Source organism: Kribbella sp. NPDC059898 (assembly GCF_042730855.1).
Classification (GTDB): domain Bacteria; phylum Actinomycetota; class Actinomycetes; order Propionibacteriales; family Kribbellaceae; genus Kribbella.
Window position 1 is genome coordinate 851,780 of sequence record NZ_JBHWKR010000001.1, and the last position, 19,766, is coordinate 871,545.

Annotated in this window: 26 protein-coding genes; 16 read left to right on the plus strand and 10 right to left on the minus strand. The window is 70.3% G+C overall.

Features of this window, described 5'->3' with window-relative positions; all coding sequences use genetic code 11:
- Nucleotides 1-136 precede the first annotated feature (136 nt).
- Complete coding sequence (locus ACFV9C_RS04265) at nucleotides 137-478, plus strand: YciI family protein (RefSeq protein WP_380190615.1); 342 nt, start codon at nucleotides 137-139, stop codon at nucleotides 476-478.
- A gap of 43 nt (nucleotides 479-521) precedes the next feature.
- Here ACFV9C_RS04265 and ACFV9C_RS04270 read toward each other — a convergent pair whose 3' ends face one another.
- A complete protein-coding gene (locus ACFV9C_RS04270; RefSeq protein ID WP_380190616.1) occupies nucleotides 522-1,682 on the minus strand; it encodes an ArsA family ATPase in 1,161 nt (386 codons plus the stop codon).
- A complete protein-coding gene (locus ACFV9C_RS04275; RefSeq protein ID WP_380190617.1) occupies nucleotides 1,675-2,625 on the minus strand; it encodes an ArsA-related P-loop ATPase in 951 nt (316 codons plus the stop codon). The genes ACFV9C_RS04270 and ACFV9C_RS04275 overlap by 8 nt, the downstream gene beginning before the upstream one ends.
- 50 nt (nucleotides 2,626-2,675) lie before the next feature.
- On the opposite strand from ACFV9C_RS04275, the gene ACFV9C_RS04280 reads away from it, so the two are divergent.
- The 5 genes from ACFV9C_RS04280 to ACFV9C_RS04300 all read left to right on the plus strand — a co-directional run bounded on the left by ACFV9C_RS04280 (nucleotide 2,676) and on the right by ACFV9C_RS04300 (nucleotide 6,025).
- Entirely contained in the window at nucleotides 2,676-2,837 is a 162-nt protein-coding gene (locus tag ACFV9C_RS04280) for a DUF4177 domain-containing protein (RefSeq protein ID WP_130386959.1), read from the plus strand.
- Nucleotides 2,834-3,295: a RidA family protein gene (locus ACFV9C_RS04285; RefSeq protein WP_380190618.1), complete on the plus strand. Its 462-nt coding sequence runs from the start codon at nucleotides 2,834-2,836 to the stop codon at nucleotides 3,293-3,295. Before ACFV9C_RS04280 ends, ACFV9C_RS04285 begins: the two co-directional genes overlap by 4 nt.
- Nucleotides 3,296-3,301: 6 nt before the next feature.
- Nucleotides 3,302-4,174 (plus strand): NUDIX hydrolase, encoded by an 873-nt coding sequence (locus tag ACFV9C_RS04290; protein WP_380190619.1) that lies wholly within the window; start codon nucleotides 3,302-3,304, stop codon nucleotides 4,172-4,174.
- Nucleotides 4,171-4,935, plus strand: a complete 765-nt coding sequence (locus tag ACFV9C_RS04295) for an MBL fold metallo-hydrolase (protein ID WP_380190620.1) — start codon at nucleotides 4,171-4,173, stop codon at nucleotides 4,933-4,935. Before ACFV9C_RS04290 ends, ACFV9C_RS04295 begins: the two co-directional genes overlap by 4 nt.
- A gap of 154 nt (nucleotides 4,936-5,089) precedes the next feature.
- The gene (locus ACFV9C_RS04300; protein WP_380190621.1) at nucleotides 5,090-6,025 is read left to right on the plus strand and encodes a type IV toxin-antitoxin system AbiEi family antitoxin domain-containing protein; all 936 of its coding nucleotides are present in this window, start codon (nucleotides 5,090-5,092) and stop codon (nucleotides 6,023-6,025) included.
- 147 nt (nucleotides 6,026-6,172) lie between these two features.
- On the opposite strand, the gene ACFV9C_RS04305 is transcribed toward ACFV9C_RS04300, so the two are convergent.
- Nucleotides 6,173-6,850: a Crp/Fnr family transcriptional regulator gene (locus ACFV9C_RS04305; RefSeq protein ID WP_141857382.1), complete on the minus strand. Its 678-nt coding sequence runs from the start codon at nucleotides 6,848-6,850 to the stop codon at nucleotides 6,173-6,175.
- 134 nt (nucleotides 6,851-6,984) lie between these two features.
- Here ACFV9C_RS04305 and nth point away from each other — a divergent pair, with 134 nt between their 5' ends.
- From nth to ACFV9C_RS04335, 6 genes are all read left to right on the plus strand, one after another.
- Complete coding sequence (gene nth / locus ACFV9C_RS04310; protein ID WP_380190622.1) at nucleotides 6,985-7,785, plus strand: endonuclease III; 801 nt, start codon at nucleotides 6,985-6,987, stop codon at nucleotides 7,783-7,785.
- A 416-nt stretch (nucleotides 7,786-8,201) separates the two neighbouring features.
- Nucleotides 8,202-8,690 carry a TlpA family protein disulfide reductase gene (locus tag ACFV9C_RS04315; protein WP_380190623.1) on the plus strand — a complete coding sequence of 163 codons (489 nt, stop codon included), beginning with the start codon at nucleotides 8,202-8,204 and terminating at the stop codon, nucleotides 8,688-8,690.
- Nucleotides 8,687-9,448, plus strand: coding sequence for an NUDIX hydrolase (locus ACFV9C_RS04320; RefSeq protein ID WP_380190624.1), 762 nt, complete (start codon nucleotides 8,687-8,689; stop codon nucleotides 9,446-9,448). The genes ACFV9C_RS04315 and ACFV9C_RS04320 overlap by 4 nt, the downstream gene beginning before the upstream one ends.
- Nucleotides 9,445-10,617, plus strand: coding sequence for a MarP family serine protease (locus tag ACFV9C_RS04325; RefSeq protein ID WP_380190625.1), 1,173 nt, complete (start codon nucleotides 9,445-9,447; stop codon nucleotides 10,615-10,617). Before ACFV9C_RS04320 ends, ACFV9C_RS04325 begins: the two co-directional genes overlap by 4 nt.
- 51 nt (nucleotides 10,618-10,668) lie before the next feature.
- A complete protein-coding gene (locus tag ACFV9C_RS04330) occupies nucleotides 10,669-11,172 on the plus strand; it encodes a SigE family RNA polymerase sigma factor (RefSeq protein WP_380190626.1) in 504 nt (167 codons plus the stop codon).
- A 1-nt stretch (nucleotide 11,173) separates the two neighbouring features.
- Nucleotides 11,174-11,878: a hypothetical protein gene (locus tag ACFV9C_RS04335; RefSeq protein ID WP_380190627.1), complete on the plus strand. Its 705-nt coding sequence runs from the start codon at nucleotides 11,174-11,176 to the stop codon at nucleotides 11,876-11,878.
- Here ACFV9C_RS04335 and ACFV9C_RS04340 read toward each other — a convergent pair whose 3' ends face one another.
- From ACFV9C_RS04340 to ACFV9C_RS04355, 4 genes are all read right to left on the minus strand, one after another.
- Entirely contained in the window at nucleotides 11,879-12,784 is a 906-nt protein-coding gene (locus ACFV9C_RS04340) for an alpha/beta fold hydrolase (protein ID WP_380190882.1), read from the minus strand.
- The gene (locus ACFV9C_RS04345; protein WP_380190628.1) at nucleotides 12,781-13,227 is read right to left on the minus strand and encodes a phage holin family protein; all 447 of its coding nucleotides are present in this window, start codon (nucleotides 13,225-13,227) and stop codon (nucleotides 12,781-12,783) included. The genes ACFV9C_RS04340 and ACFV9C_RS04345 overlap by 4 nt, the downstream gene beginning before the upstream one ends.
- Nucleotides 13,228-13,273: 46 nt before the next feature.
- Nucleotides 13,274-14,485 carry a Na+/H+ antiporter NhaA gene (nhaA, locus tag ACFV9C_RS04350; protein ID WP_380190629.1) on the minus strand — a complete coding sequence of 404 codons (1,212 nt, stop codon included), beginning with the start codon at nucleotides 14,483-14,485 and terminating at the stop codon, nucleotides 13,274-13,276.
- Between the two features lie 92 nt (nucleotides 14,486-14,577).
- The gene (locus tag ACFV9C_RS04355) at nucleotides 14,578-15,525 is read right to left on the minus strand and encodes a glutathione S-transferase family protein (RefSeq protein ID WP_380190630.1); all 948 of its coding nucleotides are present in this window, start codon (nucleotides 15,523-15,525) and stop codon (nucleotides 14,578-14,580) included.
- A gap of 200 nt (nucleotides 15,526-15,725) precedes the next feature.
- On the opposite strand from ACFV9C_RS04355, the gene ACFV9C_RS04360 reads away from it, so the two are divergent.
- Nucleotides 15,726-16,484: a GntR family transcriptional regulator gene (locus tag ACFV9C_RS04360; protein ID WP_380190631.1), complete on the plus strand. Its 759-nt coding sequence runs from the start codon at nucleotides 15,726-15,728 to the stop codon at nucleotides 16,482-16,484.
- A gap of 48 nt (nucleotides 16,485-16,532) precedes the next feature.
- Here the strand turns inward: ACFV9C_RS04360 and ACFV9C_RS04365 are convergent, their stop codons facing one another.
- On the minus strand, nucleotides 16,533-17,207 hold the full coding sequence (locus ACFV9C_RS04365; protein WP_380190632.1) for a sugar isomerase domain-containing protein: 675 nt from the start codon (nucleotides 17,205-17,207) through the stop codon (nucleotides 16,533-16,535).
- Between the two features lie 45 nt (nucleotides 17,208-17,252).
- Complete coding sequence (locus ACFV9C_RS04370; RefSeq protein WP_380190633.1) at nucleotides 17,253-17,918, minus strand: NAD(P)-dependent oxidoreductase; 666 nt, start codon at nucleotides 17,916-17,918, stop codon at nucleotides 17,253-17,255.
- A 73-nt stretch (nucleotides 17,919-17,991) separates the two neighbouring features.
- Between ACFV9C_RS04370 and ACFV9C_RS04375 the strand changes: the two genes are divergently transcribed.
- Nucleotides 17,992-18,336, plus strand: coding sequence for a winged helix-turn-helix transcriptional regulator (locus tag ACFV9C_RS04375; protein ID WP_380190634.1), 345 nt, complete (start codon nucleotides 17,992-17,994; stop codon nucleotides 18,334-18,336).
- A 52-nt stretch (nucleotides 18,337-18,388) separates the two neighbouring features.
- Nucleotides 18,389-18,829 carry a MarR family winged helix-turn-helix transcriptional regulator gene (locus tag ACFV9C_RS04380; RefSeq protein WP_380190635.1) on the plus strand — a complete coding sequence of 147 codons (441 nt, stop codon included), beginning with the start codon at nucleotides 18,389-18,391 and terminating at the stop codon, nucleotides 18,827-18,829.
- Nucleotides 18,830-18,832: 3 nt separating this feature from the next.
- On the opposite strand, the gene ACFV9C_RS04385 is transcribed toward ACFV9C_RS04380, so the two are convergent.
- On the minus strand, nucleotides 18,833-18,982 hold the full coding sequence (locus ACFV9C_RS04385) for a hypothetical protein (protein WP_380190636.1): 150 nt from the start codon (nucleotides 18,980-18,982) through the stop codon (nucleotides 18,833-18,835).
- 78 nt (nucleotides 18,983-19,060) lie between these two features.
- Here ACFV9C_RS04385 and ACFV9C_RS04390 point away from each other — a divergent pair, with 78 nt between their 5' ends.
- Nucleotides 19,061-19,675, plus strand: coding sequence for a hypothetical protein (locus ACFV9C_RS04390; RefSeq protein WP_380190637.1), 615 nt, complete (start codon nucleotides 19,061-19,063; stop codon nucleotides 19,673-19,675).
- The last annotated feature ends 91 nt before the right edge of the window (nucleotides 19,676-19,766 follow it).

Genomic DNA, 19,766 nt, shown 5'->3' on the forward strand with positions numbered 1-19,766 from the left:
TGTAAGCAGGTAATTCCCGGCCCCATCGGCCGTTCGCTGTGGGTGAAACCACAGTGGTCTGTCGGATCCGTCGGGTGCTGTTCGTGGAGATGGTGACGCGGGCAAAGAGTCCGCGGCTGAGACCCGAAGGACGGACATGACCCAATACATCATCTACTTCAACCAGCAGTGGGTGGGCGATCACAGCGAGGAGTGGTTCCGGGGGCGCGGCCCGCTGGCCAAGGCGGTCGTGGAGGAGATGAAGGAGGCCGGCGTCTATCTGTTCGCCGGTGGGCTGGAGGAGGACCTCGGTAAAGCCTTCAGCGCCGACGCGACCAGCGGCACGCTCGAGATCACCGACGGGCCGTACGCCGAGACCAAGGAGTACCTGGGTGGCCTGAGCGTCGTCTCCGTCCCCGACGACGACACGGCGAAGATCTGGGCAGGGAAGATCGCCGAGGCGTGCGGCTGGCCCCAGGAGGTCCGACAGATCGGCTGAGGTCTTCCGGACCGCCATCCAGCTGCCTGGATGGCGGTCCGCGCTAGGCAGTGAGGAGTTCGCCGATCGTTCTCAACCCACCCAGGTCGTGGACGTCGTCGGCCAACGCGGGCACCTCGACCGTCCGGATCGCCCGGTGGCCGCGGCGGAAGCGTTCGGCCCGCTTGTGGTCACCGACGACCTGCTGCATCTTGTCCGCGTGCAACCGAAGCACCGCGGCCGTCAACGGCGACTTGTCGGCTTCCTCGAGCTTCTCGGCTGCGGCGAGTGACCGCTCGGCCGACAGCTCCGACGCCTGCGTGGTCGTCACCCGGTTGAGCACGACGCCGGCCAGCGGCATGCCCTCGGCCCGCAGCCGCTCGGCGAAGTACGACGCCTCGCGCAGCGCGTCGTTCTGTGGCGAGGCCACCACGAGGAACGCGGTGTGCGGCTCGCGCAGCAACGCCACCGTCTGCTCGGCCCGCTGCCGGAACCCGCCGAACAGCGTGTCGAACGCCGCCACGAACGTCTGTACGTCGGTCAGCACCTGGGCGCCGAGGACCTTGTTCAGCACGGACATCGCCATGTTCACGCCCGCCGACATCAGCTTGAACGGCCCGCGCGCCGGGGCGAGGAGCAGCCGGAGGAACCGTCCTTCGAGCAGCGAGGCGAGCCGTTCCGGTGCGTCCAGGAAGTCCAGCGCGGAGCGGGACGGTGGGGTGTCGACGATGATCAGGTCCCAGTCGCCGGTCCGCTCGGCCTGGTGGTGCAACTGCCCGAGCTTCTCCATTGCCATGTACTCCTGCGTCCCCGCGAACGACGACGACAGCGCCTGGTAGAACGGGTTCGCGAGGATCTGCTCGGCCTTCTCCGGCGTCGCGTGCTGCAGTACGACGTCGTCGAACGTCCGTTTCATGTCCAGCATCATCGCGTCCAGCCGGCCGCCGTTCTTCGGGTTCGCGCCGGCCACCGCGCGCGGGACGTTGTCCAGCTCGGTCAGCCCGAGCGACTGCGCCAGCCGCCGGGCCGGGTCGATCGTCAGTACGACGACCTTCCGCCCGCGCTCGGCCGCCCGCAGCCCGAGCGCGGCCGCCGTCGTCGTCTTGCCGACCCCACCCGCGCCGCAGGTGACGATGATCCGCGTACCGGCGTCGTCGATCAGCGCGTCGAGATCAAGCTCCGTCATCGGACGACTCCTCGGCCGCTCTGCTTCTCCCTCATCCACGCAGCTCCTCGGCGAGATCGAACAGGGCGCCGTGGTCGATGCCCTCGGGCAGCAGTTCCAGCTCGACGACCTTCTTGCCCAGGGCATCGATCCGGTCGCGGTTCTCGCGTTCCAGCCCGACCCGGACGGCGTGGTCGTGGGCCTCGGCCGCGAGCGTCCGCACGAGGTCGTCGCCGATCGTCAGCCCGGCCGCCTTCAGCCCGCGGGTGAGCTCGGCGGCGGGCAGTTTCTCCTTCACCGCAAGGGCGAGCGCGTCGTCGTCGAGCGGGCTGTTGCGGACCATGTTCACCACGATCGACCCGATCGTCAGGTCCAGCTTCTCCAGTTGCTGGACCGCGTCCAGCGTCTCCTGGACCGGCATCTCCTCGAGCAGCGTGACCAGGTGGATCCGGGTGATGTCGGAGCGCAGCATGCCCATGATCGCGTCCGCCTGGTTCCGGATCGGTCCGACCTTGGCGAGGCCGGCCACCTCGGTGTTCACGTTCAGGAACGGCGCGATCCGCCCGGTCGGCGGCGCGTCCAGGACGACGGCGTCGTACGCGAGCTTCCCCTGTACCTTCCGGCGGGTCGCCTCGTACACCTTGCCGGTCAGCAGTACGTCGCGGAGCCCGGGGGCGATCGTGGTGACGAAGTCGATCGCGCCGACCTTCTCCAGCGCCTTCCCGGCGCGGCCGAGGTGGTAGTACATGTCGAGGTACTCGAGCAGGGCCGCCTCGGCGTCCACGGCCAGCGCGAACACCTCCCCGCCGCCGGGGCCCTGCGCGATCCGGCGTTCGACGTACGGCAGGGGAGGGACGTCGAAGAGCTGGGCGAGGCCCTGCCGGCCCTCCACCTCGCAGAGCAGCACCCGCTTGCCCTCTTCGGCCAGGGCCAGGGCCATGGCGGCCGCAACGGTTGTCTTCCCGGTGCCCCCCTTGCCGGTGACCACGTGCAGTCGCGCCATAGGTCCCAGGGTAGGACGTGGCGCAGCACGCACGGTTAGAGTCCCCTGTTATGAAGAAGTTCGAGTACTTCACCGCGCCGCTGCTGGTCCACTCGACCAAGGAGATCCTGGACAACTTCGGCCAGGACGGCTGGGAGCTGGTCCAGGTCGTCCCGGGGATGAACCCGGAGAACCTGGTCGCGTACTTCAAGCGGGAGATCGAGGACAAGTGAGCCACCCGGAAGAGAAGCTGGCCGAGCTCGGCCTGAAGCTGCCCGAGGTCGCGAAGCCGGTCGCCGCGTACGTCCCGGCCGTCCGAACCGGGAACCTCGTCTACACGTCCGGCCAGCTGCCGCTGCGCGAGGGCACCCTGATCGCCACCGGCAAGGTCGGCGACGCCGTCACGCCCGAGGTGGCCAGCGAGTGCGCCCAGCAGTGCGCGCTGAACGCGCTTGCCGCGGTCAAGGCGGAGATCGGCGACCTGGCCAACGTGAAGCGGATCGTCAAGGCGGTCGCGTTCATCGCCTCCACCCCCGACTTCACCGGCCAGCCCCAGGTCGCGAACGGCGCCTCGGAACTCTTCGGCCAGGTCTTCGCCGACGCCGGCGCCCACGCCCGGAGCGCCGTCGGCGTCCCGGTCCTGCCCCTCGACGCCCCCGTCGAGGTAGAACTGATCGTCGAGGTCAGCTGACCGCTCGTGCGAGATCTCAGCTCGCAGCTGCTGACCGGACGGATGGCGGAGACTGCCCTCGAGTACGCCCACGGCACCCGTACGCCGGCCGCACCCCGGCCGGCGTCCACCGTCATCCTCCTCCGCGACGCCCCTGCACCGCTGACCGCGGACCCCGCTCGGTCTGACCCGTCCGCGTGCTCCGCGGTGGAGGTGTATCTCCTGCGGCGGCAGCGGACGATGGCGTTCGCGGCCGGGATGACCGTGTTTCCGGGCGGACGGGTCGATCCGACCGACGCGACGGTGGCGGACTCGTGGTTCGGGCCCGCGCCCGGGTGGTTCGGCGAGCGGCTCGGGTGTTCGGCGGAGACGGCGGCGGCGTACGTCGCGGCAGCGGTACGCGAGACCTTCGAGGAGTCCGGCGTACTGCTGGCCGGGCCCTCGGGGGACGCCGTCGTGGAGGACACCACCGGCGCCGGCTGGGAGGCCGACCGGGTCGCGCTCGAGACCCGTGAGCTCGGCTTCTCCGAGTTCCTGCACCGGCGCCACCTGCTGCTCCGCGCCGACCTGCTCGGCCCGTGGGCGCACTGGATCACCCCGGAGTTCGAGCCCAAGCGGTACGACACCGCGTTCTTCGTCGCCGCGCTCCCCGCCGGGCAGGTGACCCGGGACGTGACGAGCGAGTCCGACCAGGTCACCTGGATCCGCCCCGCGGACGCGGTGACGGCGGTCGACGCGGGCGAGATGCTGATGCTGCCCCCGACGTACGTCTGCTGCCACGACCTCTCCCGGTACGGCGACGTACCGGCGATCCTCGCCGCTGCCGGCGACCGCGAGATCCGGGCGATCATGCCCACGGTGCGCGTCGACGGCGACCTGGCCTATCTGGAGACCACATGAAAGTCACCGACTACGCCACCCTGATCCGCGCCGCCAACCCGGGCCCGATGACGCTGGACGGCACCAACACCTGGATCCTCCGCGCCCCGGACAGCGAGCAGTCCGTCGTTGTCGACCCAGGCCCGCTGCTGGAGGACCACCTCCGCGCCGTACTGGAAGCGGCCGGCCAGGTTGCCGTCGTACTGCTCACCCACAAACACCTCGACCACTCCGAGGGCGCGGCGTGGTTCGCGAACCAGGCAGGCTGCGGCGTCCGCGCGGTGGACCCGGAGTTCCGGATCCCGACCGACCACGCGCACGGCCTCGCCGAGGGGGACGTGATCACCGCCGGCGACCTCCGTGTCGAGGTCCTCCCGACGCCCGGTCACACCCTCGACTCGGTCTGCTTCTGGCTCCCGCAGGACGGCTCGCTGCTCACCGGCGACACGGTCCTCGGCCGCGGTACGTCGGTGGTCGCGTACCCGGACGGCGCCCTCGGCCCGTACCTGGACTCCCTCGACCGCCTCCGCGCGTTCGCGAACTCGGCGGCCGACGTACAGCGCCTGCTCCCCGGCCACGGCCCCGTCGTCGACGCCCCCGCCGACGTCCTGACGTACTACGTCAAGCACCGCCAGGACCGCCTCAACCAAGTCCGCACCGCCGTCGCCGCAGGCCACACCACCCCTGAGGCGGTGGTCGAACACGTGTACGCCGACGTCGACAAGTCCCTCTGGCCCGCCGCCGAACTCTCGGTCCGCGCCCAACTCGACTACCTCGGTTAGGCGCTTGCCCACTGAACTGGAGGGTTGCCCCCTCGGATTTCGGTGGGCAACCCTGCAGTTGAGGGGTAGCCCACCGAGCTGGAGGGTTTGCGGTTATCCACAGGACCGCGGAGGACGGCGGCGGGGGACGGGTGGATCGGCTGATGCTTGGGGAGTGAACCCGAAGTTGAAGCTGCTCGCAGATCTACACGGGGGCGTGTTCACGCGTCCGCAGGCGGCGGAGTGCGGCTATACGTCCGGCCAGATACACGACCGGATCCAGGACGGGCGGTGGGAGCGGATCCGCCACGGGCAGTACGCCGAGGCGGTCGATCGGACCCACTTGCCACCGTGGGACCAGCAGACGCTGCGACACCGTCGTCTGATCCACGCCGTGATGAACTCCATGCGGCCAGGCACTGTCGCCGTGAGCCACCAGTCGGCGCTGACGGTGCACGGCGTACCGCTCTGGGGACCCGATCTCGTAGACGTCCACCTCACGCGTCTCGACCGGCACCGCGGCGGCCGGATCGCGGGCGTACGGCATCATCGCGGCAAACTCGCCGACGCGGACCTCACGACGGTCGGCGGACTACCCGTGACGACGGTGCCACGCGCGCTGTTCGAGATGGCGTGTATCTCGTCGTTCGAGTCCGCTGTGGTCAGCGCGGACGCCGTACGCCGGGAACGCCCGAGCATCACGCCCGACCTGGAGCGGCTGCGGGCGGCCACTGAGTTCTGGCCGGGAAGCGCGACCGCCCGGGCGGCTCTCGACTTCAGTGTGTTGTTGTCGGGATCAGTCGGTGAGTCGAGACTTCGAGTGCTGATGCACACCTACGGCCTTCCGCGGCCAGAGCTCCAGGTGAACTTCACCGACGCCGTCGGGTTCATCGGCCGGGTTGACTTCTTCTTCGCGGCCGAACGGACGGTGGTCGAGTTCGACGGCCTGCTCAAGTACCCGAACGGCGCGCGGGAGGCGCTGATTCAGGAGAAGCTCCGCGAGGACCGCCTGCGAGCGCTCGGCCTCCAGGTTGTCCGCATCACCTGGGCGGATCTCGCCCACCCCGAACGCGTGATCGCGGCGATCCGATCCGCCTTCGCCCGGTCCTGAACCCGAGGTTGCCCACTCAACTGGACGGTTGCCCCGTCGGATTTTCGGTGGGCAACCCTCCACCTCAGGGGATGCCCACCGAGCTGGAGGGTTCGCGCCGACCGACGGGGCGGGGCGGGGCGGGGCGGGGCGGAGCGGTGGAGGCGGTTAGCGCGCCCGGCGTTGGAGGCGGTCGACGTCCAGGAGCACGACAGAGCGCGGCTCCAGGCGGACCCAGCCGCGGGAGGCGAAGTCGGCCAGCGCCTTGTTGACGGTCTCGCGGGAGGCGCCGACCAGCTGGGCGAGCTCCTCCTGGGTGAGGTCGTGGTGGACGTGGACGCCGTCGTCGGCGGTCCGCCCGAAGCGGCTGGCGAGGTCCAGCAGCGCCTTCGCGACCCGGCCCGGTACGTCGGAGAACACCAGGTCGGCGACCACGTCGGAGACCTTGCGGAGCCGGCCGGCCAGCTGCAGCAGCAGGCCGCGGGCGACCGCCGGGCGGCCGTCCAGCCAGCGGAGCAGCTCGTCATGGGTCAGCGACATCAGCGAGGCGTCGGTGACCGCGGTGACGGTCGCGGACCGCGGGCCCGGGTCGAACAGCGACAGCTCACCGAACATCTGGCCCGGCCCGAGGACGGCGATCAGGTTCTCGCGCCCGTCGGCGGAGGTCCGGCCGAGCTTGACCTTGCCCTCGACGACGACGAAGAGCCGATCACCGGAGTCGCCCTCGTGGAACAGCACCTGACCGCGGCGCAGCCGACTCTCGGTCATCGAAGCAGCCAGTGCGTCGGCGGCTTCGTCGTCGAGCTGACTGAACAGCGGTGCCTGTCGAAGCACTGCGGCATCCACTTTTGGCCTCCTAGGACCTTCGACCACGACTCCGGACGTGGGATCCGCCACGTCCGTCGACCGATATGTGTACACCCGGTCGCCACAAAACCGTAGCCCCTCGGGTGTCGGCACCGCCACGTAGGCTTGCCTCCATGCCATCCCCGCGTGTCGCGGAGGCTGCAAAATCGGCCTCCCCCACCCCACCACCCCGGTCGGGCTCAACGGTCCCGCTGAAGCTCCCCCGCAAGGCTCCCGTGTACGCCGACGAGACCCATAGTCAGCTGGTCCGCCGGGCCCGCAAGATGCACAAGGTGCTGACCGAGACGTACCCGGACGCCCACTGCGAGCTGGACTTCACCACCCCGCTCGAGTTGCTGGTGGCCACCATCCTGTCGGCGCAGACCACCGACGTCACGGTGAACAAGGTGACCCCGACGCTGTTCGCGAAGTACCCGACCGCCCAGGCGTACGCCGAGGCCGACCGGGACGAGATGGAGACGATCCTCAAGCCGACCGGGTTCTTCCGGGCGAAGACGAACAGCGTGATCAAGCTCGGCCAGGCGCTCGTCGACGACTACGACGGCGTCGTACCGGGCAAGCTCGAGGAGCTCGTGAAGCTGCCCGGCACCGGGCGGAAGACCGCGAACGTGGTGCTCGGGAACGCGTTCGGCGTGCCCGGGATCACCGTCGACACGCACTTCGGGCGGTTGGTCCGCCGGTTCGGGTGGACGGCCGAGGACGACCCGGTCAAGGTCGAGAACATCATCGGCGAGCTGTTCCCGAAGAAGGACTGGACGATGCTGTCGCACCGCCTGATCTTCCACGGTCGCCGCCGCTGCCACGCGAAGAAGCCGGCCTGCGGCGCCTGCCCGATCGCCCAGTGGTGCCCGTCGTACGGCACCGGCCCCACCGACCCCGAAGCCGCGGCCAAACTGGTGAAGACCCCAGCATGACCCCGCACCCCCACTCGTCATCCCACCCCCTCGACGGCGCACCTACCCGCCCGTCGTCCGGCGGGGCAGCTGGTCACCTGTCGTCGCGGGGCGCCGCCGCGCGCCGGTCGTCCGGTGGGGCCGTTGGTGACGTGTGGTCGGGGGGCGCATCCCCGCGCCCGTGGCTCGGCGCGGCAGTTGGTCGCCTGCGATCGCGGGGCGCTTCCGCCCGGCAGCCGTCCGGCGGTGCTACTGCCGTCCCGTCGTCCGGGGGTGCTACCGCCCGCCTGTGGTCCCGTGGAGTGGGGCGGGTTGGCGGTGCGGGTGGGCGTGCGCGGCGGTTGGTGGTGGGCTGGGTGCCGGTGGTGGTGATGGTCGGGGTGTTGGCGGGATGTGGTTCTGAGGCTGCGGATGGGGCGGGGACGCCGTCTGCGGGGGTGACGGGGGCGGGGGAGACGGGGGCGGGGGAGCTGGCGGCTTGTCCGGCGACGCCGTCGAAGCCGGCGGTCAGCAACGGGCTGCCGGACGTCAGCCTGCCGTGTCTGGGGAACGGGCCGGACGTCCGGCTGGCGGACCTCCGCGGTCCGCTCGTGCTGAACGTCTGGGCCCAGTGGTGCGGCCCCTGCCGCGCCGAAGCGCCGTACCTGGCGAAGCTGGCGAAGTCCGGCAAGGTCAGCATGCTCGGCATCGACTACGACGACCCGCGGCCGGAGCTGGCGGTCAAGTTCGCCGGCGAGGAAGGCCTCGCCTATCCGCACGTGAAGGACCAGGACAAGTCGATCCAGCGCGCCCTGAAGGTCGGCGGCCCGCCGCTGACAGTCTTCGTCGCCAAGGACGGCTCGATCGCCTACGTGCACCGCGGCGTACTGACCTCCCAACACCAACTGGACCAGCTGGTCGAAGACAAACTCGGGGTGACGCCGTGAACGAGATCCCCGACTGGCTGCACCCGTTGGCGAAGGCGTCGGAGAACGTCGACCCGAACCTGCTCTCTCGCTTCCTCCCGCCCGACGACCCCTCGGTCCGCAAGTCCGCGGTCCTGATCTTGCTTGCTGACGGCAACGACGAGGGTCCCGAGGTGCTGCTCACCGAGCGCGCGTGGACACTCCGCAAGCACGCCGGCCAGATGGCGTTCCCGGGCGGCGGCGCGGACCCGGAGGACGGCACCGGCGACGCGGGTCTGGTCCGTACGGCGCTCCGTGAGGCCGAGGAGGAGACCGGCCTGGATCCGGCCGGCGTGGTCCCGTTCGAGATCTGGCCGGCGCTCTGGGTGCCGGTGAGCAACTTCGGCGTGTCGCCGGTGCTGGCCTGGTGGCGTACGCCGTCACCGGTCGCGGTCGTCGACCCGGCCGAGGTGGCGTCAGTGCACCAGGTGCCGCTGAGCGCGCTCGCCGACCCGGCGAACCGGATCAGCTGCCTGCACCCGAGCGGCTTCACCGGTCCGGCGTTCACTGTCGGCGACCTCTACATCTGGGGGTTCACGGCCGGTCTGCTGGACAAATTGCTGCTGCTCGGCGGCTGGTACCGAGACTGGGACCCCTCGAACGTCGTACCGTTGCCCGACCGGCTGGTCGAGGCGGCCTGGCGCAGTGAAGGGCGCCGGTCGGAGGACGTCCGCCGGATGACGGCGATCGAGCACGACCTCGGCCACGGGCAGGGGCCTGATCCGAAAGGTGTGGAGTGAGCCACCTCGACTGGGCGTTGCTGATCGTCACCGCGCTGGTGGCGATCTCGGGGTATGTCGAGGGCTTCGTGCTGGGCGCCTGCGCCACCATCGGGCTGCTGGTCGGCGCCGGGCTCGGGGTCTGGGGCGTGCCGAAGATCCTGGACAACTTCTCGCCGAGCGTGACGGTGTCGTTCGTCGCGCTGGTGCTCGTCGTGCTGCTGGGCGCGGCCGGGCGGACGGTCGGCGCGATGATCGGCACCCGGGTCCGGAACCGGCTGTCCTGGAAGCCGATCCGGTTCCTGGACGCGCTCGGCGGCGCCGCGCTGGCGGCCGCGTCGGTGCTGATCGTCGCCTGGGTGCTCGGCGTCGCGGTCAGCGGGGCGCGGATCCCGAGCGTGACGTCGGCGGTCCGCGGGTCGCACGTGCTCGCGAAGGTCGACGAAGTACTGCCGGCCAGTGCTGACCGGGCGCTGGCGTCGTTCAACAACGTGGTGAACACGGACCTGTTCCCGCGGTTCCTGGACCCGTTCGTGCCGGAGCGGATCCGCGAGACGCAGCCGCCGGACGCGGCGATCGCCCGGCAGCAGCCGGTCAAGGACGCGTACAGCCGGATCGCGAAGGTCACCGGCGTCGCGAACTGCTCCCGCGGTCTCGAGGGCAGCGGTTTCGTGTACGCCCCGCAGCGGGTGATGACGAACGCGCACGTGGTGGCCGGCGTCAGCTCCCCGCAGGTCGAGGTGAACGGGAAGAAGTACGACGCGAAGGTGGTCGTCTTCGACCCGGAGACCGACATCGCCGTGCTGTACGTGAAGAACCTGAACGCGACCCCGCTGTCCTTCGACCTGACCGGCAAGGCGGACGCGTCCGCGGTCGTCCTCGGCTACCCGGAGAACGGTCCGTTCGACGCCGAACCGGCCAGGATCCGCTCCGAGGAACGCCTCCGCGGCCCCGACATCTACGGCGACAAGACCGTCACCCGCGACGCGTTCTCGATCTGGGCCTCGGTCCGCCCCGGCAACTCCGGCGGCCCCCTGCTGTCCAACAAGGGCACCGTGTACGGCGTCGTCTTCGCCGCCTCCGTCGAGGACAACCGGACCGGCTACGTCCTCACCGCCCAGCAGGTAGCCACCGACGCCCGCACCGGCGCCACCGCCACCCAAGAGGTCTCGACACAAACCTGCACCTGATGCAGCAGGTCGCGGCGCCCGTCGCGTTGACCTGGTGTGACGGTGCTGATGATGAGTGAGGTGGAGCCGGCGCTCTCGTACGTGGAGGTAGTACGTGCGAATGAGCGCCGGCTGTTGCGGCTTGGCGTGATGCTGACCGGGAACGAGCACACCGCGGAGGACCTGGTCCAGACCGTGCTTGCCAGGGCCCATCGCAAGTGGGGACGGATCAGCCGCGTCGGCCGCCCGGAGGCCTATCTGCGGACGATGGTGGTCAACGAGTTCCTCGGCTGGCGCCGGCTGCGGAAGAACAACGAGCTACTGCTGGCCGAGCCGATCGAGCTGCCGACGCACGACGACATCGGCCTGCGGCAGGCGCAGCGGGACGCGACCTGGCGGCTGCTCGCCAAGCTCCCGCGCAAGCAGCGCGCCGTTCTGGTCCTGCGGTACTACGAGGACCTGCCGGACGCTGAGATCGCCGAATTGCTCGGTGTCGCCGCCGCGACTGTCCGATCGAACGCTGCCCGCGCGCTGGCGACCCTGCGGGAACACTTGAGTGCCGAGGAGACGAACTGACATGCCCAAGCTGACTGACGAAGAACTCGGCACCCTGCTCCGGGAGACCTTCGCGGACCGCGACGCCCGGGTCGGCGGCGCGGTCCTCGACGACCACCACATGCCGACGGCAACAAAGCGCCGTGGGGCGACGCCCGTCCTGCTTGCGGCGGCAACGGTCCTGGTCGTGCTCGCCGGAGTCCTGTACGGCGTCCAGCGCCTCCGCCCGGTCGACGACACCGACCCGGCCGCAGCGGTGACCCCGACGGCATCATCAGCCAACTACACGTCCAGGGATGCCGATGTCTGGGGCCTCGCGATCCAGGTGACGCTCCAGTCGTTGCGCCTGCCGCACAGCAAGCCCGCGGGCTTCGCCGCCGCCACCAAGGCAGTGGTGGTGGACAGCCCGAGCAACGCTCCCGGCCGGGTACGCCCCGGACCGCAATTCTCCCCGAACCAGCGCGTGATCATGTTCTCGCACACGATCCGGATCATGCCGGTGACGATTCTCGACCGGTCGCTGCCGGACGACGTGAGCTGCACCGAATATCCCAAGACGGCGATCGTTCGGCTGAGCGACGTACTCGACAAGGGCGACTATCTGGAGGTCGATGTCGCGATGGCGATGCCGGCCGGGTGCGGTGGGGCCACGTCCGCGAGGTACCGGGTCGAGCCCAGGGGCGCGCATTGGGTCATCACGCAGAACCTGGGCCCATGGAATCGCTGATCATCGGGCGGTGCTCAGCCAGTCGAGCAGGACGCGGTTGAAGAGGTCTGGGGTTTCCTCGTGGGGGAAGTGGCCGGCGGTGGTGATGAGCTCGTGGCGGAGCGGAGCCGCGACAAGGTCCGGCGGTGTGGTCGCCGTAGGGGACACGGCCGAGTCCTGGGCGCCCTGGAGTTGCAGGACGGGTACGGCGATCGGCGTACGCATCAGGTTCGAGTACTTGCGGCCGTCCGGGCGCAGTCGGGAGCGGGCGAACCAGCGGTGGTACTCCAGCGCACAGTGCGGCGCCGGCCAGACCTGGAGGGCCGCACGGTACCGGCGGGAGGCTTCGGCGTCCGGGAACGGGCCGCCCGGTGCGGCCCAGGCGCGGAGCAGGCGTTCGATGTGGATGCCGTCCTGGGCGAGCAGCCGGCGTTCGGGCAGGACCGGCAGTTGGAACCAAGCGGTCCGGGTCACCGCCTTCCGCTGCCCGGAGCGGGTCAGCAGCAACGGGTGCGGCGCGGACACCGCGGCCAGCGCGCGCACCTGACGTGGCGCCAGTGCGGCGGCCGACCACCCGATGAACCCGCCCCACCCGTGGCCGACGACGACCGCGTCCGTCGCGCCGAGCGAGCGGATCACGCCGGACACGTCCGCGGCCGCGGTGTACGGGTCGTAGCCGCGCGGCGTCTTGTCGCTGGCGCCGTACCCGCGCAGGTCCATCGCGACGGCGCGGTACCCGGCGGCCGCGACCACCGGCAGCTGGTGCCGCCAGGCCCACCAGAACTCCGGGAAACCGTGCAGGAACAGGACGAGTGGATCGTCCGCCGCGCCACACTCCGCGACGTGGAACCGGGCCCCGTTGGCCGCGACCAGTGAGTGCGACCAGGGGCCGTCGACGAGCAGGTCGACGACTCCCGCCGGGCTCAGCGCCGTACGCCCGGCTCGGGCAGCGCGAACGTGGTGCCCTCGTCGTGCCCCTTGCCGATCGCCTTCAGCGCCTCGACCGACTCCTTCGAGGTCTCGATCGTCCGCGTCGGGCCCTTCGCACCCTTCAGCGCCCGGAGCCCGATGAAGACCAGGATCGCGCCGATCAGCAGGAAGGCGCCGGCCACGATCAGGAACGCGATGGCCGGGTGCAGGCCGGCCGCGACCAGTCCGTACGCCGCGGAGATGCACAGCAGGATGACCGCGAGCAGTGCCAGGAAGGCAGCCGCCGCGAACATTCCCGCCCCGGTGCCGGCCGCGACCGCGGTCTTCTTCAGCTCGGTCTTCGCGAGTTCGACCTCGCTGCGGATCAGGCTGGACAGTTCCTTGCTGACGTTCGCGACCAGTTGGCCGACCGTGGGCTCGTCGTCCCCGTTCATCGACATCGCAACTCCTTCCGGACAGGCCTGACACTACCGTCAGTGCCCGCGGTCAATCGGCGTACGCGCGGTTACGGCGAGCCAGCAGCAGACTCGCGATCAGCGCCGCGAGCACCGACGCGACCAGTACGGCGGCCTTCGCCCGCTCGATCTGGGCGACGTCGGACCCGAACGCGAGCTGCGCGATCAGCAACGCGACCGTGAACCCGATCCCGGCCAGCACCGACACCGCGGCGACGTCCCGCCAGGCCAGGTCCGAGTTCAGCTCGGCCCGGGTGAACCGCGCGGTCAGCCACGACCCGCCGAACACCCCGATCGACTTCCCGAGCAACAGTCCGGCGGCGACCCCGATCGCGACCGGGTCGGTGAGCATCGCGCGGACGGCGCTGCCGCTCAACGTGACGCCCGCGGCGAACAGCGCGAAGACCGGTACGGCGACGCCCGCGGACCACGGCCGCAGCCGGTGCTCGATCCGCTCGGCCGGCGCCTCCTTCTCCTCCGGGTCCGCGACCACCCGGGTGACCAGGCCGAGCGCGACGCCCGCGATCGTGGCGTGGATCCCGGACTCGTGCATGAACCACCACGCGCCGAGGGCGATCGGGATGTAGAGGAACGGCGTACGGACGCGGCGTCGCTGCAGGACGTACCAGAGCGCGATCAGGGCGACGGCGGCGAGCAGCGACAGCAGGTGGAAGCCGTGTGAGAAGAACACGGCGATGATCAGGATCGCGCCGAAGTCGTCGACCACCGCGAGCGTCAACAGGAACGCCCGCAGGGCGCTCGGCAGCGACGAGCCGACGATCGCCAGCACGGCCAGCGCGAACGCGATGTCGGTCGCGGTCGGCACCGCCCAGCCGTGCGGGTTCCCGCCGGCGCTGACGTTGACGATCACGTAGATGATTGCCGGGAGCATCATTCCGGCGAGTGCCGCGACCACCGGCACGACCGCCTCGCTGAGCTTCGACAGCGACCCGACCACGAGCTCGCGCTTCAGCTCGACGCCGGCCAGGTAGAAGAACAGCGTCAGCGCGCCGTCCGACGCCCAGGCCTCGACGGTGAGCGGGCCGAGCTGCGCGTCGCGGACGTGGTGGTAGGCGTCCTGCCACGGCGAGTTCGCCCAGACGAGCGCGACGATCGTGGCCGCGAGCAACAACAACCCGCCGGTGGTCTCGGCCCGCAGCGTGTCGGCGAGGAACGCACGTTCCCGCCCGAGGACACGGGGGAACGCGCGCTTCTTCTGCCGGATCCGAGGGTGCTGGCTCATGTCGGCCCTTCGTTTTCGGGGTCGTTCGGACGGACGCCGACCAGACTTCCCGGCACACCCTGCAGCCTATTTTACTTGCTGATCTCCGCGGCCTAGGCCGTCCAGACCCGCGGGTCCGGCCCCTTCGGGACGATGCCGGTCGGGTTGATGTTGTCGTGCGTGACGTAGTAGTGCCGCTTGATCTGGTCGAAGTCGACGGTCTCGCCGAAGCCCGGCTGCTGGTACAGGCGGCGCGCGTACGCCCACAGGTTCGGGAACTCGGTCAGTTTCTGGCGGTTGCACTTGAAGTGCCCGTGGTACACCGCGTCGAAGCGGACCAGCGTCGTGAAGAGCCGGATGTCCACCTCGCGCAGCGTGTCGCCGAGCAGGTACGGACGGTCCCGCAGCCGCTCCTCGAGTACGTCGAGTCGCGCGAACAGCACGTCGTACGCCGCGTCGTACGCCTCCTGGCTGGAGGCGAAACCGCACCGGTAGACGCCGTTGTTGACGTCCCGGTAGATCTCCTCGATCAGCTGGTCCATCTCGGCGCGGTCGTCCGGGATCAGCCGCGGCGCATCGGGCCGGTGGAAGTCGACCCACTCCGTGGAGAGATCGAGCGTGATCTGCGGGTAGTCGTTCGTGACCACCTCACCGGACAGCGTGTCGACGATCGCCGGCACGGTCACGCGGCCGTCGTACGCCGGATCGGTGCGCAGGTACGCCTCGGACAGGAACGCGATGCCGAGCACCGGGTCGCGGCCGTCCGGGTCCAGGGTGAACCGCCAGCCGCGCTCGTCCCGGATGGGGTCCACGATCGCCAGGCCGATCGCGTCCTCGAGGCCGAGCAGCCGGCGAACGATGACCGAGCGATGCGCCCACGGGCAGGCCAGGCTGACGACCAGCCGGTACCGCCCCGGCTCGACCGGCCACCGGCCCTGGTCGTCCGGTCCTTCGCCGGGTGCGGAGGTCGACTCCCGGCTGATCCGGCCGGTGAACCTGTTGCCCTGCCGCTTCCACTCGCCGGTCGACGACGTCTCCTGTGCGAACTGTGCCGGGGTCATAACGCTAAAACTACCCTCGCTGGCAATTGGCTGAGGCTGTGGAACGTCACTGGCCGTGAAGTGGCAGCGGACGTTACAGTCGGACTGACATGGTCGGCCGGGACAACGTCGTCGCGGGCGGCCTGCGCGGTACGACACACCGCGGCCCGCGTTCCCCGGCAACTGGTTTGCCGGGCAGAGTCTCAGGGATACTTGACCTCATGGCCCGCCCACGGAACAACCCCGGTGATCTCGCCGAGCTCCCCACCGAGCTCCGCACCGATCGCCCGAAGGGTGACCAGATCCGCGAGATTCTGGAGAACCTCACCCGCTCGCTGGCCGTCGGCACCGTGCTGCCGTCCGAGCGCGTCCTGGCCGAACGCTTCGGCGTCGCCCGGATGACCGTCCGGCAGGAGGTCGACCGCGTCGTGGCCGAAGGCCTCGCCAACCGCCGCCCCGGCGGCGGCACCTTCGTCGCCGAGCCGCGCCCGTCCCGGATGCTCGCCTCCTCGTTCAGCCAGGACATGACGAACCGCGGCATCCACCCCGGCGCCAAGGTCCTCGAACACCGCGTCGGTGCCGCCGACGAACACCTCGCCCGCGAACTCGAGGAGCCGGTCGGTACGCCGGTCCTGCACCTGGTCCGGCTCCGTACCGCCGACGGCGACCCGATGGCGATCGAACGCACCGCGCTCTCCCTGCACCGCTACCCCGGCCTGGACGAGATCGACTTCGCCGAGAAGTCCCTCTACACCGAGCTCTCCACCCGGTACGGCGTCACCCTCGGCATGGTCTCCGCCTCCATCGTCGCCGCCCCACCCGAGCCGGCCGACGCCGAACTCCTGGAGATCGACAACTCCACCCCCTGCCTGATCATCACCTCGGCCCCCCGCACCGCCACCGACCAGGTGATCGAATTCGGCGTCTCCATCTACCGCTCCGACCGCTACGACATCACCGTCGCCTACCGCGCCACCTGACGAGTACGTAGGAAGCAGCAGCCCCCGCGGGTTCCCACCCCGGGCGGGCTACACGTTCAGGCTGCGGAGGATCTTCGGGGGTTGGCCTCGGTTGGTGAGGCGGGTTACTACCTCGACCGTTAGGGCCTGGAGGAGGAGGGCTCCTACGACGGTTGAGGTGGCGCCGGTGGGTTCTGGGGTGCCGGGGACGGTGATGAGGGCGTCGCCGGGGATGCCGCAGTTGTCGATGACGGCGTCGGCGGTTTCGAAGAGACGTTGGCCGTTGGGGGCTCGCGAGGTGGTGGCGTTCGAGTGCGCCAGGGAGGTCAGGGCGATCACCTTGACGCCGCGGGCGCGGGCGCCGAGGGCGAATTCGACCGGTACGGCGTTGCGGCCGGAGTTCGAGGCGATCAGCAGGACGTCGCCCGGTTCGAGCGGGTTGATCTCTAGGAGTACGTCGGCCAGGCCGGGGAGGCGTTCCAGGAGGGAGCTTTTCTGCAGGCCCTCGTGGAGCATCAGGCCGGGTTCGAGGATGGCGCGGACGTCGGCGAGGCCGCCGGCGCGACCGTACAGTTCCTCGGCCAGCGTATGGCTGTGCCCGGTGCCGAACACCCAGAACGTCCGGCCGTCCGCGAGCGCGTCGGCGACCAGCTCCGCCGCCAGCCGGATCGCCCCCAGTTGCGTCTCGGCCGCGCGGTGCGCGATCGCCAACGCCTTGTCCAAGTACTCCTCGGCCCCAGCCATGCCCCGAACCTATCGTCCGTACGCCGGACCCCGCGAGACCCCCGTCTAGACCAGTACGCCGTACGCCGCCCGGTGCCGCGTCGGGTGGTCTGCCTCGTCCACGAGCGCGACCGCGAAGTCGGCGTACGAGATCCGTGCGCCGGCGTCCGCCGGGCCGGCCCGGTAGCTGCCCTGCGGGGAGAGGTCCGAGAAGTCACCGGCCGGGGCGAGCGAGACCCAGTCGAGGCCGGACGCCGCGAACACGTCCAGCGCCGCCTGGTGCGCGAGAAAGAACGACCGGTACTCCCGCGGGTACCCGTCGGTGTCCATCAGCAAGGTCCCGTCCGCGGTCGGCAGGATCGACGCCAAACCGACCCACACCAACCGCCGTACGCCCGCCGCCCCCAACCCTTCCACCAACGCCCGCGCCGCCCGTGGAAAGAAGTCCGGAGCGGGGTCGTACACCCCCGCAACCACCACATCCCGCCCACTGGCCAACTCCGCAATCCGCTCCACATCCAACACATCCCCAACCACCACCGCCCCACCACCCGCAGCGCCGCCGTCCGCCGCGCCACGCGCCGGCTGACCGGTCGAGCGGTCAGCCCCACGCTCCTCCGAACCGGGTCGCCCGCGGGTGACACCGAGTACGTCGTGCCCGCGACCTCGCGCCTCCGCAACGGCCGCCGCGCCGGCTCGGCCGTGGGCGCCTATGACCAGAATCTTGCTCACCGCAACCTCCTCAAGGAATGGGTACGGCGACCGTAGAAGGAGGGGCGGTTACCGATTGGATACCTTGGAGGGCATGGAGGCGCTGCGAGCGGACATGTTCGAGGAGATCTGCCCGTCGACCGTGCTGCCGTTCCGGATCGGCACCGACAAGTGGGCGGGCATGATCCTGCGCTGCCTGGAGAACGGCCCCCGGCGGTACTCCGAGCTCCGGGTCCCGCTCGCCCGGATCAGCCCGAAGATGCTGACCCAGTCCCTGCGCGCGCTCGAGCGGGACGGTTTCGTCACGCGGACGGCGTACGAACGTGCCGTCAGCTACGAGCTGACCGCGCTCGGCCGCAGCCTGCTGGAGCCGGTCCGGGCGCTGTGCGAGTGGGCCGCGGAGCACTTCGACGAGCTCCTGGACGCGCGCGAATCGTAGGTCCGGCCAATAGATCGCCGATCGCGAACCGTTGACGACCTAGACTGCGCGGGTGGATGAGCAGACGCCGAGCGCCCTGACCCAATTGCCGAGCTGGTTGCTGACGCAGAGTGCGGCCCAGGCACAGCGGATCGTCACCGAGTCGTTCGCCGCCGGGGGTGCGCGGGCGTACCACTTCCGCCTGCTCGCGACGCTGGTGGAGTTCGGTCCCGCCAGTCAGGCGGAGCTCGGGCGACGCAGTTCGATCGACCGGAGCGATGTGGTTGCCGCGCTCAACGAGCTGGAGGCGGAGGGGTACGTCGAGCGCAGCCCGGACCCGGCCGACGGCCGCCGGAACATCATCACGATCACCACGGCCGGCAAGCGGCACCAGCGGCGGCTGACCAACCTGGTCGGCAAGGCGCAGGAGGAGATCTTCGCCCCGCTCTCGGCCACCGACCGGAACAAGCTGAGCACGATCCTCGGCAAGCTCCTCACGTACCACCAGGAGTAGCGCTCAGGCCGCCGGCAGCTGGGCCCGCAGCGCGGCCTGGGTCCGGCGGACCCGCAGCTCACGAGCGTGCACCCGGCGCCGGGCGGCGCGGGAGATCTTCCGCGGTTCCTCGGTGACGGCGGGCGTCGGCGTGGTCGGCTGTGTCGGGTTCACATCAACTCCGATGCAGGATTCGTCCGTTTGGTTCCGCCGTACGCCGAATTGACCCGATCGCCGCCCTACCCTGCGCGCATGCCGACGCCGAGGATGGTCGCGATCGTGCTGGTCCTGGCCGTCCTGGCGGGCTGCCAGGCGACGGTGGACGCGAAGTACCCGGGAACCCTGACCGCCTGCGACCTGCTGCCGCGGGACCAGGCGATCCAGGTGACGGATGTCGGCGCGAAGCTGAGTACGGCGCAGGCGAAGGAGTCGCACGTACTGGTGCCGTACAAGTACTGCCTCTGGTCCTACAAGCAGCCCCGCGCGCACTGGTACTCGGCGTACGCGCAGGGCCCGATCGAGCGGCAGCTCAAGATCTACGTCAGCGTGCACACAGCGAAGCAGCACGGCGCGAAGGGCGCGATCGCGGAGTACGACGGCCAGCGGAGCAGCATGGTTGCAAACCACGCAACGGTGGGCGACGTGCCGGGGATCGGTGAGCAGGCGTTCCTCGCGACCGACGACTTCCAGGGGCTGGTGACGTCGCGGGTCTGGTTCCGGCGGTCGAACGCGGTCGTGGAGGTGGAGCTGTGGGGCACCGACTGCTGCGCGAGCAAGACCCAGCAAACCCAGATGCAGGCCGCGAACCGGCGGCGACTGTTGCTCGCGGCCGCGACCGCCGCCGACCGGAATTTGCCGGGCCGCTGAGCCCGGGAACGGTCCTGTTCGGCGCAGATTCGGAGCGGCTGGGCGATACCCCGGTTCCTTGCAAGGGGTTGCATTGGTAGAAAGGTAGCCG